Source organism: Tunicatimonas sp. (assembly GCF_049647865.1).
Lineage (GTDB): Bacteria > Bacteroidota > Bacteroidia > Cytophagales > Cyclobacteriaceae > Tunicatimonas.
Genome location: NZ_JBARYM010000094.1, coordinates 1 through 11,436, shown reverse-complemented (window position 1 = coordinate 11,436; position 11,436 = coordinate 1). Strand labels below are relative to the sequence as shown.

At 43.0% G+C, this 11,436-nt stretch carries 9 protein-coding genes; 5 read left to right on the top strand and 4 right to left on the bottom strand.

What is annotated here, in order from left to right:
- Positions 1 to 123 precede the first annotated feature (123 nt).
- The 3 genes from mutL to WBA23_RS03265 are packed head-to-tail and all read left to right on the top strand — an operon-like array spanning position 124 to position 3,739.
- Positions 124 to 2,010 (top strand): DNA mismatch repair endonuclease MutL, encoded by a 1,887-nt coding sequence (gene mutL / locus WBA23_RS03275; protein ID WP_424580819.1) that lies wholly within the window; start codon positions 124 to 126, stop codon positions 2,008 to 2,010.
- Between the two features lies 1 nt (position 2,011).
- A complete protein-coding gene (locus WBA23_RS03270) occupies positions 2,012 to 2,815 on the top strand; it encodes a rhomboid family intramembrane serine protease (protein ID WP_424580818.1) in 804 nt (267 codons plus the stop codon).
- A gap of 12 nt (positions 2,816 to 2,827) precedes the next feature.
- Positions 2,828 to 3,739 carry a rhomboid family intramembrane serine protease gene (locus WBA23_RS03265; RefSeq protein ID WP_424580817.1) on the top strand — a complete coding sequence of 304 codons (912 nt, stop codon included), beginning with the start codon at positions 2,828 to 2,830 and terminating at the stop codon, positions 3,737 to 3,739.
- Between the two features lie 125 nt (positions 3,740 to 3,864).
- Here the strand turns inward: WBA23_RS03265 and WBA23_RS03260 are convergent, their stop codons facing one another.
- The 3 genes from WBA23_RS03260 to prfA all read right to left on the bottom strand — a co-directional run bounded on the left by WBA23_RS03260 (position 3,865) and on the right by prfA (position 6,855).
- On the bottom strand, positions 3,865 to 4,287 hold the full coding sequence (locus tag WBA23_RS03260; protein ID WP_424580816.1) for a secondary thiamine-phosphate synthase enzyme YjbQ: 423 nt from the start codon (positions 4,285 to 4,287) through the stop codon (positions 3,865 to 3,867).
- Positions 4,288 to 4,368: 81 nt separating this feature from the next.
- Positions 4,369 to 5,787, bottom strand: a complete 1,419-nt coding sequence (locus WBA23_RS03255) for a choice-of-anchor Q domain-containing protein (RefSeq protein ID WP_424580815.1) — start codon at positions 5,785 to 5,787, stop codon at positions 4,369 to 4,371.
- A gap of 3 nt (positions 5,788 to 5,790) precedes the next feature.
- The gene (gene prfA, locus WBA23_RS03250; RefSeq protein ID WP_424580814.1) at positions 5,791 to 6,855 is read right to left on the bottom strand and encodes a peptide chain release factor 1; all 1,065 of its coding nucleotides are present in this window, start codon (positions 6,853 to 6,855) and stop codon (positions 5,791 to 5,793) included.
- Between the two features lie 377 nt (positions 6,856 to 7,232).
- On the opposite strand from prfA, the gene WBA23_RS03245 reads away from it, so the two are divergent.
- Positions 7,233 to 9,191: a GAF domain-containing protein gene (locus WBA23_RS03245; protein WP_424580813.1), complete on the top strand. Its 1,959-nt coding sequence runs from the start codon at positions 7,233 to 7,235 to the stop codon at positions 9,189 to 9,191.
- Here WBA23_RS03245 and WBA23_RS03240 read toward each other — a convergent pair.
- Positions 9,188 to 10,651, bottom strand: a complete 1,464-nt coding sequence (locus WBA23_RS03240; RefSeq protein ID WP_424580812.1) for an arginine decarboxylase — start codon at positions 10,649 to 10,651, stop codon at positions 9,188 to 9,190. The two genes, WBA23_RS03245 and WBA23_RS03240, sit on opposite strands and share 4 nt — an antisense overlap.
- A gap of 177 nt (positions 10,652 to 10,828) precedes the next feature.
- Between WBA23_RS03240 and argS the strand changes: the two genes are divergently transcribed.
- Positions 10,829 to 11,436, top strand: a 608-nt coding sequence (gene argS, locus WBA23_RS03235; RefSeq protein ID WP_424580811.1) for an arginine--tRNA ligase, incomplete at its 3' end; no start/stop codon positions are given.

Sequence of the window (11,436 nt, the reverse complement as noted above, 5' to 3'; positions counted from 1 at the left end):
ATTAGGGCCAATATATATGTATTTCCGGTTTAAACAGATTTCAAAAAAACGTCGTCAGCCTCGCACTTGAAGATAAAAACGATTGCCCACTCATTCTTATAATTCGGGAAGGAAAATTTTTTTATGTCTGACGTAATTCAGCTTCTACCGGATGCTATCGCTAATCAGATTGCGGCCGGAGAAGTCGTGCAACGACCTGCATCGGTGGTAAAGGAGCTACTAGAAAATGCTATTGACGCAGGAGGCACACTAATTAGTATCGTAGTAAAAGACTCGGGGAAAGGCCTGGTTCAAGTAATTGATAATGGGCGAGGGATGAGTTCGTCTGATGCTCGAATGTGTTTTGAGCGACACGCTACCTCTAAAATCCGCCAAACCGAAGATATTTACAACATTCATACGCTAGGTTTCCGAGGTGAGGCCTTGGCTTCTATTGCGGCAGTAGCCCAGGTAGAGTTAACCACTCGCCGAGAGGAAGATGAATTGGCTACTCGCATAGTGGTGGAAGGTTCGGAGTTTAAACAGACTGAACCTGCTACCGGGCCAGTAGGTACTAATATCTGTGTAAAGAATTTATTTTATAATATTCCGGCGCGCCGTAGTTTCTTAAAGTCTAATTCGGTAGAAGTGCGGCATATTATGGACGAATTTTACCGGGTAGTGCTGGCTCGCCCCGATTTGGGGTTTCGCTTCTTTCAAAGTGATAAGCTGGTGTACGATTTGCCCGCAGGTTCACTACCTACCCGAATCGGTGATCTGTTCACCAGTGCGTACTCGTCTCAGCTACTTCCCTGTGAAGAGGAAACCGATCATGTGCGAATAACCGGGCTGATAGGCAAGCCCGAGTTTCATAAGCGCACGCGGGGGGAGCAGTTTTTCTTCGTAAACCAGCGGTACATTAAAAGTAACTACTTGCACCACGCGGTAATGAGCGCCTACGAGGCCATGTTACCCGATGGAAGCTTTCCGTTCTATACCTTATTTTTGGAAGTTGATCCGCAGCATATTGATGTGAACGTTCATCCTACTAAAACTGAGATTAAATTTTCGGACGAACGCACCATTTACGCTATTGTTCGAGCAGCGGTAAAGCGTTCGTTGGGCAAGAACTTAGTTTCTCCGGTTTTTGACGAAGAAAATCACTTCGCTATATTCTCTTCTACCGAACCTTCGCCACCGGAAGAAAAAACTACCACGACTATTCCATCTCGGTTAAACCAAAAGGAGTATCAGGCACTACCGAGTGCTGAAATTACCCGGCGGGCTAATCTGGAACATTGGGAATCGTTATATCGGTCGGGTGACGAAAAATCTCACTTTGACTTTCCTAAAGACCCAACGGAAGAAAATCAGGAAGCTACCGCACCGGTCACTTTGCAAAGTGTGGTAAATCGCACTTCAGAGCGGGGCGAAATGTTTTTGGAGTCAGAGCAGAAGGCTGCCAGCGATGCCCCATTCCAAATTCACCATACTTATATTGCTGTCCATGTAAAATCAGGGATTATGCTTGTTGACCAGCAGGCAGCCCACGAACGCATCTTATTTGAGCAGTATTCGTTAGCGTTAGAAAAAAAATCAGCCGTTTCTCAGCAATCTTTATTTCCGCAAACTATTCAAGTTTCATCTACGGATTTAGCGTTATTGCAGGAGCTAGATGAAGAAATCCGGGCGATGGGCTTTGTATTCACTATCGCAGGTGATAGAACATTAGTAGTACAAGGAGTCCCCCCCGATGTGAAAACCGGAACCGAACAAGAAGTGCTAGAAGGAATTATTGAACAATATAAAAGTAACCAAGAACGGCTAACACTAAGCAAACGAGATAATATGGCTCGCTCTATTGCTCGGCGTATGGCTATGAAGGCAGGGCAGCGGCTTAGTGAAGCGGAGATGCGGGCGTTAATTGACCGCTTATTTGGCTGTATTCAGCCTGATTATGCACCCGATGGCCGTAAAACTACGTATGTACTCGAGCTAGGAAAAATCGCTACTTTTTTTACCAACACCTAATATGTTTGGCAGTCTAACCCCTACGGTTAAAAATCTACTTATTATCAATGTCGCGATATTTGCATTACAATCGCTGATATTTTCTACGGATATGTTTGTCAATCTATTTGGCTTACGCTATATCCATGCTGAAACTTTTCAGCCGTACCAATTTATCACCCATTTATTTATTCACGGTGGCTTATTTCACCTGTTTGGGAATATGTTCGCGCTTTTTATCTTCGGGCCAATGCTGGAGCGCGTTTGGGGTAATCAGCGGTTTCTGGTGTTTTATTTGGTAACGGGGTTGGGGGCCAGTTTGCTGTATTCGGCCATTAACTATTACGAAATACACCAAATAGAACAAGCTGCTGATCGGGTATTGGAAGAAACTACTCCCGAGCGGTTGTCTACCTTTATTTTAGAAGAAGCCGAATTTGCCTATGGCAATTCTCAGATTCAAGCGTTGCTTGATGAATTTTACGACGATCCGAATAGTAACTCTTACATAAGTCAGGGGCGGCAGTTGGTTCAGCAAGTAGTTCAGAGTAAAGCAAATATTCCAATGGTAGGAGCTTCGGGAGCTGTGTTTGGAATTTTGATGGCCTTTGGACTGTTGTTTCCCAATACCGAATTATTTTTACTATTTTTCCCTTTTCCAATTAAGGCGAAGTACTTTGTTTTTTTCTACGGAGCATACGAACTTTGGGCAGGGTTTTCGCGTCAGCCCGGCGATAATGTGGCGCATTTTGCCCACTTAGGCGGTATGTTATTTGCTTTTATCTTACTGAAGGTGTGGAAAGATAAGCGAGACGCATTTTATTAGCAGCAGTAATTCATGAATAGTATACTAGACGAACTAAAACACGCATTTCAACGGCCTAATAATGGGCTGATGCAGATTATCGTGATCAATTTGATCATATTCTTAGTCTTGCTCCTTATCTGGGTTCCTCTTACCATATCGACGGAGAGCAATATTTATTCAGTGATCGTCGATCAACTTACGCTACCTGCTTCTTTAGGAAAGCTAATTTACCAACCCTGGACCCTGGTAACTTACTTCTTTACCCACGAAGATTTTCTGCATATTCTGTTTAATATGCTATTTCTGTACTGGTTTGGTAAAATTATTCAGGAGTTCTTAGGCGACGAAAAGGTAGTAAACCTGTATATTTTGGGTGGTCTGGTTGGTGGGGTGTTCTACATCCTGATTTATAACTTAATTCCATATTTTCAAAATCAGATTAGCAGCTCAGAAATGCTGGGTGCTTCGGCGGGAGTATATGCAGTAGTGGTGGGCGCGGCTACATTTATGCCAAATTATTCTATTCCCCTTATTTTGCTAGGGCCGGTTCGCATTAAATATATTGCCCTGTTTTTTGTGATTATGTCGTACGTAGGTACGGCCGGGAGTAACGCCGGAGGAAACTTGGCTCACTTGGCCGGAGCGGGATTAGGTTTTCTGTTTATTAAGCAGCTTCAGCGAGGCAATGATCTGGGGCGGCCAGTGACACAGTTTCTCACATTTGCCAAAAGCTTCTTTGTACGACAGCCTAAGGTAAAGGTATCGTATCGGCGGTCAAAATCTAGCAATGGTCATAGCAAAGTTAGCAAGGTGACTAAAACCACTTACGAAACTAAGCAAGAAGAGATAGACGCTATTTTAGATAAGATTTCAGACAGTGGCTACGATAGCCTCACTCGCGAAGAAAAGAAAAAACTCTTCGATGCCAGCAAGAAGGAATAACGACAGCTAGCAATGAGCAATGAAAAGTTAAAGCTAGTTGATAATGATTGGACTCACTGTTGGTTAATTACTACCTGTTCACTCCTTCTTACTACTTATCGTCGCACATTGCTAATTGCTAACTGTTATTCTCCCCAAGCGGTAAGAACTAAGCGACGAGAACCTCCGTGGTTACGGTGTTCGCAGAGATAAATTCCCTGCCAAGTTCCCAGATTGAGCCGTCCGTTGGTAATGGGAATAGTGACACTGCTCCCCATCATGGATGCTTTAATGTGCGCGGGCATATCGTCCGACCCTTCTAAAGTGTGTTCGTAGTAGGGAGCATTTTCGGGAACCATCCGGCTAATGTGCCGCTCAAAGTCACCTCGCACAGTAGGGTCAGCGTTTTCATTGATTGTTAGGCTGACCGAAGTATGCTGAATAAATACCTGTAGCATTCCCGCTCGGATTTGTCGTATCTCCGCGAATTCTTGTTCAACATACGAAGTGATTAGATGAAAACCTCGGGCGTGCGCGGGTAGGCGAATTTCCTGCTGATATACTTGCATGGTTATTAAATGGCTAAATTGCTAGTTGTTGATTGTTAAATCGTTGATTGTCGTCTTTTGTCGAAATTCACTGTCAACTGTTTATTGCTCATGGTATTCATAGGCGCCTAAGTCTGGCTGCTCATCACGCAATGCTCCGTTAAAGTCCTTGAGAATAGATGTTCTAATCCCCTGGTTAATAGCGGGGGAGAGAGTATCGAGTTGGAACTGCGCAATAGCTGGATCAACAAACAATGGATCTTTGTTAAATATATTACCTGCTATCGTAGTATCAGTGTACTTCAATAGGTTAGCATTCAGCGAAACTGTACTTACTTCGGAAGATATACTTAGAATCAATTCATCGTTCAAACTACCCCACAGAATACTATTGGTGAGTTCGGCGTAAAAAGGTTGATTGGAAACTTCAACGTTAGTTAGTTGCTCGGGTAAAGCTTCAGCAAAGGCTAAACCGTACCACTCGTCTTCTCGAGGAATGGGTATAGAACGAGGCGTGCTGCCGTTTTCAAATGTACAATGACGATAGCGGTAGTACCCATTTCCCAAATTATAAGCTAGTCCGAGAATACACCGATGGATTATTGTATTGTACGATTCTACATCTGAACCAATAGCTAGCAAACCGTACCCTGCCATATTTTCAATTATGCTATTGGCTAATATTAAATCAGGAATAGTGTCTGCATCGGGCGTATTGATAACTATACCGTTGATCGCGTTCCGCACGTAAGTATGCTTCAAGATATTATTCTGGCTCGTAGTTGTAAAAGTTATACCATCCCACTGCCCAAAGGAGTTCTCGTAATCTCCATCAGTACGAACATTGCGAAATACCACCGGAGACGTAACCGTACCTTCAGTTTGAAGAGTGCCTCGAACTAAGGCAAAGGCGTTATCATCGAAGAAGAATCGCGCTCCTGAGTCGACTTTTACGGTAACGTTCGGTTCAATCCAGAGCGAATCCTGAATAACAAACGGTCGATCTCCCCGCAATGTAGTGTCCTGCGAAATAATCCAACCCCGATGAAAGTGAGCGTCTTGCCCCCAGGCAATGAGTTTTACATCTTGCTGACTACCATTTACTTGAAATACTAAGGAGTCTTTTACTAAAAATGGCAGATCCTGATCCTGCGGATCGATGAGTACTTCTACAAACAAGAAGAGACTATCGCCTCCTAGCAATTGCACATTTTCAAACTGTTGACTGGAGTTTCCGCCCAAAAATAGCGTGTAGGGCGAGTTGCTTCCTCGCCCAATGGCTACCCTTGAGATGTTGATAGCATTGGAACTGGTGTTGTAAACTTTTAGGAACTGAGAAGTACTGCCTCGGCTAGCAAATAATGTATCAAAGTGAATTGTATCTTCGTTAAATTGAAGTTGAACCACTTCATCGGTAAATATTTCTTCCTCGGGTGTGCAGGCAGAAAGCCAAATAAGCAGACTAACCACGGTGGCAATTAGCACCATTCCCCTTCCGTCTACCAACTTCCGACTCAACATAATCTACCCTTCCTGTAACTTTTCGGCATTCTCAGCAATGCGAAGCTGCTCCACGAAATCACCTAATTGCCCGTCCATTACCGAAGATAGATTATACACGGTGTAATTGATCCGGTGATCAGTAACTCGGCTTTGCGGGTAGTTGTATGTCCGAATTTTATCGGAGCGGTCGCCACTCTTTACCATCGACCGGCGCTGGTCGCTAATTTCAGCGTTTTGTTTCGCTAGCTCTTTTTCATAAATACGCGAGCGTAATACGGTAAGTGCTTTGTCAAAGTTGGCGTGCTGAGAACGCCCATCTTGGCACTCTACTACAATGCCCGTAGGATTATGGGTAAGCCGAACAGCCGACTCTGTTTTATTAATGTGCTGTCCACCGGCACCGGAAGCTCGGAACGTATCTTTCCGTACATCTCCCATATTTACTTCTACATCTACTTCTTCTGCTTCGGGTAGTACGGCCACGGTAGCCGCCGAAGTATGCACTCGCCCCTGCGATTCGGTAGCAGGTACGCGCTGTACTCGATGAACGCCCGACTCAAACTTCAGTTTAGCGTACACATCTTCACCCGTTACTGAGGTGACAATCTCCTTGTATCCGCCTGCGGAACCGTCGGTAAGGCTAATTACTGAGAAATCCCAGCCTAAGCCCTCGGCGAACAAGTTATACATTCGGAATAGGTCGCCCGCAAAAATAGCGGCTTCATCACCCCCGGTTCCCGCCCTGATTTCCAAAATCACGTTCTTGCTGTCGTTAGGGTCTTTAGGAATCAGCATATACTTTAACTCTTCTTCCAGTGCTATCTGCTGAGGCTCCATATCATCTAACTCAGCCTTCGCTAGATCACGGAAGTCATCATCCTTCTCGGTTTCCAGCACATCTTTAGCACTTCGAATGTTATCTAGTACTTGCCGATACTCATCGTATTTTTTTACAATCTTTTCCAAGTCGCTGTACTCCTTATTCAACTTGGTATAGTTCTTCATATCAGCCATGGCATCCGGCTGAATCATTAATTGTCCTACCTCCTCAAATCGATCTTTTATTGCTTCTAGTTTATCAATCACGGCATGAAAATTAAAAGTTACAAACTGCCAAAGAGCTTACTTGTAAACCCACCTAACCAAAGAACGATTAGCAGGCCCACTTGGTGTGCTAAAAAGGAAGCCTGAGTTCTACCTGTTGGTGAGAACACCGCAAAACTACATTTTTTCCAACACTATTGGCGACTTATATTGATAAACTCTTAGTCTACTCTACGCAGAATATTGGTTTTCGTAGTACATATGCACTGGATATTACCTTGTAATCAAACAAGTTAGTTTGTGTTTTTTTATCCTGTAAATCATACCATTATTGCAGAGTATCGCTAGGGATAAATCTATAAGAAGCCCTACCATACGCTTGTATACGTCCCCAACACTATTAGCAGAGAATACTAGCTATGAAAAAAGTACGATTTTCAATTGGTGGAAAGATCCTGGGAGGATTTCTGACCCTTATCGCTCTATTCGCCGCAAATGCTTTGATCAGTATTTTAACGTTAAACACAGGTATTAGTCTAACTGAACGAACCACTGAGATTACTGATCCTTCAGCAGATGCTATTATGAATCTTATGACGATGGTCAATGAATCGGAAAAGCTAATTACCAGTTGGGTATACCTACAAAACAATGAAGACAACAAACAAGCACTAAAAGATTTACATATAGCGTATCCTCAGCAGAAGGAGGTAATTACTCAGCTGAGTAATGCTTGGGGCGATAGTAGTCTGATGTTACAAACTGATACGGTGCTAACCCAATTTGAATCGCTTATAGAAAGTGAAAAAGAAATTATGGCTAGCCTCGTTTCTTTTGAGGATTACGAAGACCCGATGGCTAAGCTACTAGCAGAAAATATGGTTGAAGACGATATAATTCCGCGTACTAAGGAAATTCGTCAACAGCTTGTTGAGATAAGCAGTATCAAGGAGCAAGAGGTTGAGCAAGCCCAAATTGAAAATGTGGCTTCTTATCTACAGTTACGGAAAATCATTATTGTCCTTGGTGCAATAACAGTGGTTTTAGGACTGATAGGAGCTTTTTCAATTAGTCGTAAAATTACCCGCCCGGTAAGCTATCTAAAAAAAGTTATACAGGAACTAGGAGAAGGACGATTACCTGAGGAGCGTATTCAAGAATCTCATAAATTTAGTAATGATGAAGTAGGTGAGATGGCCGATGCGGTAGATGGGTTGGTGAAAGGGTTGCAAAATACCTCAGAGTTTGCTGAAAGTATTGGCAAGGGGGAGTATGAAGCGGAGTTTACGCCTTTAAGCGACGAAGATATCTTAGGTAATTCGCTGCTCAATATGCGCGATAACCTCCAAAAAGTAGCGGAAGAAGATAAAATACGTAACTGGACTACTGAAGGCGCAGCTCAGTTTGGTGAGTTACTCCGTCAGAATAATGCTGACGATCAGCAACTTACCCAAGTAATTTTGTCGCACTTAATTTCTCGCCTCCATGCTAATCAGGGTGGGCTATATTTAATCCAAGCCGAAGAGGCGGCAGAACCCTATATGACCCTGGAAGCTTGCTACGCCTGGGATCGCGAGAAATACTTAGATCAGAAAATTTATAAGGGGGAGGGGTTAGCCGGACAATCTTGGCAGGAGAAAGATACCATTTACCTAACCGATGTGCCAGATGACTACGTTACTATTGCCTCAGGCTTAGGCGAATCAAACCCTACTAGCATACTAATTGTCCCACTACTAGTGAATGAAAAGGTATATGGGATAATAGAATTAGCGTCATTTGAAGATTTTAAACCCTACGAAATAGAGTTCCTGCAAAAGATTGCCGAAAGTATTGCTTCTACTATATCTACGGTGAAAGTAAATGCACGCACTCAAGAGCTATTAGCCGAATCGCAAGAGATGACTGAACAAATGCAGGCCCAAGAAGAAGAAATGCGGCAAAATATGGAAGAGCTACAAGCTACGCAGGAAGAGGTAGACCGTAAAACTGGCGAAATGAAAGGGCGGCTTGATGCCATCGATGAGAGCGGTATTGCTTCCATTGAATTTAATATGGATGGCATTATTACTAACGCCAATGAAGCCTTTTTATCTTTGATGGAGTATCAAATAGAAGAAGTGCAAGGAAAGCATCATCGCATTTTTGTGGATTTAGATTATGCCCAGTCAGAAGAATACGAAAAATTTTGGGAGAAATTAAGAGATGGGCATAAGCAACCTGGAGAATATAAGCGCATTACAAAAAGTGGTGCCGAAGTGTATCTTCGTGGTTACTATATATGTATGAAAGATAAAAATAACAATCCAACTAGGGTGATAAAATATGCGTTGGATATTACTGAACTTAAGAAAAAAAGTATAGCGGTTGAGGTCTAGCTAAGGTAGAGGGTGATTATGATCTGTAATTCCCTCGTGATTAAAAAGGCTAGAGATAGTGTAGAATGACAGCTGTAGCCTAGCACCCGTAGCATTGATTCGCTGTCTTGTTCGGGAGCAAATAAGCGATAAGTAAACCCACCCTCTTCGTCTCGGTCAATTACAACATGCTTTGGGGCAGGAATGAGGCAGTGCTGCACACCACCGTATCCGCCAATTGCCTCCTGATAAGCTCCCGTATTAAAGAAACCAACATACAGAGGGTCATTGAGCGGTATTTTAGGCAGAAACACCTCATTATGGTGCGCTTCGGTATTGTAATAATCCATACTATCGCAAGTAAGTCCGCCTAAGTTTACCTTCTGATAAGGCTGGTCCCAGTGGTTGATCGGTAGCATAATGAACTTTCGGTTCAATCCCCATATATCAGGCAATTGGGTAATAAATGATCCGTCAATCATATACCAAAGCTCCTTATCGTTCTGCTGTTTTTGCCCTAGCACCGAATAAATAGTGGCTCCGCTTTCGCCTACGGTATACATACCAAACTCAGTAAGCAGGTGCGGGGTAGGAGCATTGTTTTGTTGACAAACACTCTGAATATTTTCAATGATTTGCTCAATAATATATGCATAATCATAAGTAAACCACAGCGAGTTCTTTACTGGAAAGCCTCCGCCAATATCAATAGTATCTAATGTAGGACAGATTTTTCTAAGCTCACAGTACATTTCTACGAAGCGGTTTAGTTCACTCCAGTAGTAGGCTGAATCGTCGATACCTTGGTTCACGAAAACGTGTAGCATTTTAAGGCGTACCTTAGTACTATACTGGAGTTTTTCCCGATAATACTCTACTACATTGCTATAGCGAACCCCCAAGCGGGAAGTATACAATTCAAACCGGGGGGTTTCGTCGGAGGCTACCCTAATGCCAACATCAAAAGAATTGCGAACGTGCTGTTCATAATACGGTAGTTCCTCCACATTATCCAGCACTGGAATACAATTTTGGAACCCATCATTCAGTAATTCGGTAATACACTGCTTATACAATTCTTGTTTGTAACCATTGCACACGACCAGGATATCTTTATTGATTTTTCCTTGATCGTACAACCGCCGAATGATCGGAATATCGTAGGAGGACGAAGTTTCAAGATGAATATCATTTTTCAATGCTTCAGCTAGAACAAACTCAAAGTGCGACGATTTGGTACAGTAGCAGTAACGGTAATTCCCTTGGTACTGGTACTTTTGTATGGCTTGCTCAAACATTTGTTTAGCGCGTTGGATGTTGGCACTAATGCTAGGCAAATAGGTAATTTTGCAAGGTGTTCCGAACTGTTGAATTGCCGCCATCAGCGGAACACCGTGAAACTGCAAGCCCTCCGGCTGCATATTGAAATCAGCGGTGGGGAAGTCAAAAGTTTTATGAATTAGATCAGCGTATTTTCGCATAGATATAAAAATGATGCAATGGTCGTGAAGGCTGCAATATTCTTATAATTTTGGCATCTTTGCAACGCTTAAATCAGCGCATTTAGAGTTTTGAGTTCTGTGTTCAGGGTTTTTGCGTTTCTCTACCCAAGCATAGACTCAAAACTCTAAACTTAAAACTCAGAACTTAGTGATTTTATGACTATAGAAAAACAACTCACCGGGGGTATTCAGGCCGCTTTTCAACAGCAGTATCAGTACCAGATATCAGAAGAGGACGTGAGCTTACAACCCACCCGAAAGGATTTTTCCGGATCGCACACTTTTGTTACCTTTCCCTACGCGCGCATTACCCACCAGAGTCCACCGCAAACGGCCGAAACCATCGGCAATTATCTAAAGGAGCATATCAGCATTGTCAAAGATTTTAACGTAGTGAAGGGCTTTCTGAATATAGAATTAGCTGACTCAGTATGGGTTAGTGCGCTTCAGTCAATTCTTCAGCAATATCAGTCAGGGCAACCCTACGGGTTTCAGCGTGCTAATGGCGAGAAAGTAATGATTGAGTTTTCTTCTCCCAACACCAATAAACCATTGCACTTGGGCCACCTGCGAAATAATTTTCTGGGAGATGCTATGACAAAAATACTGCATGCCAACGGCTACGCCGTGCATAAAGTCAATATTGTAAACGACCGAGGTATTCATATTTGTAAATCAATGCTGGCCTACCAAAAATTTGGTCAAGGCGAAACCCCTGAATCGGCTAAAATCAAAGGCGATCATCTGGTAGGAAAGTACTATGT

Coding starts and splice junctions, on each gene's coding strand:
- mutL (WP_424580819.1), top strand. CDS start 124: ATGTCTGACGTAATTCAGCTTCTACCGGATGCTATCGCTAATCAGATT.
- WBA23_RS03270 (WP_424580818.1), top strand. CDS start 2,012: ATGTTTGGCAGTCTAACCCCTACGGTTAAAAATCTACTTATTATCAAT.
- WBA23_RS03265 (WP_424580817.1), top strand. CDS start 2,828: ATGAATAGTATACTAGACGAACTAAAACACGCATTTCAACGGCCTAAT.
- WBA23_RS03260 (WP_424580816.1), bottom strand. CDS start 4,287: ATGCAAGTATATCAGCAGGAAATTCGCCTACCCGCGCACGCCCGAGGT.
- WBA23_RS03255 (WP_424580815.1), bottom strand. CDS start 5,787: ATGTTGAGTCGGAAGTTGGTAGACGGAAGGGGAATGGTGCTAATTGCC.
- WBA23_RS03245 (WP_424580813.1), top strand. CDS start 7,233: ATGAAAAAAGTACGATTTTCAATTGGTGGAAAGATCCTGGGAGGATTT.
- WBA23_RS03240 (WP_424580812.1), bottom strand. CDS start 10,651: ATGCGAAAATACGCTGATCTAATTCATAAAACTTTTGACTTCCCCACC.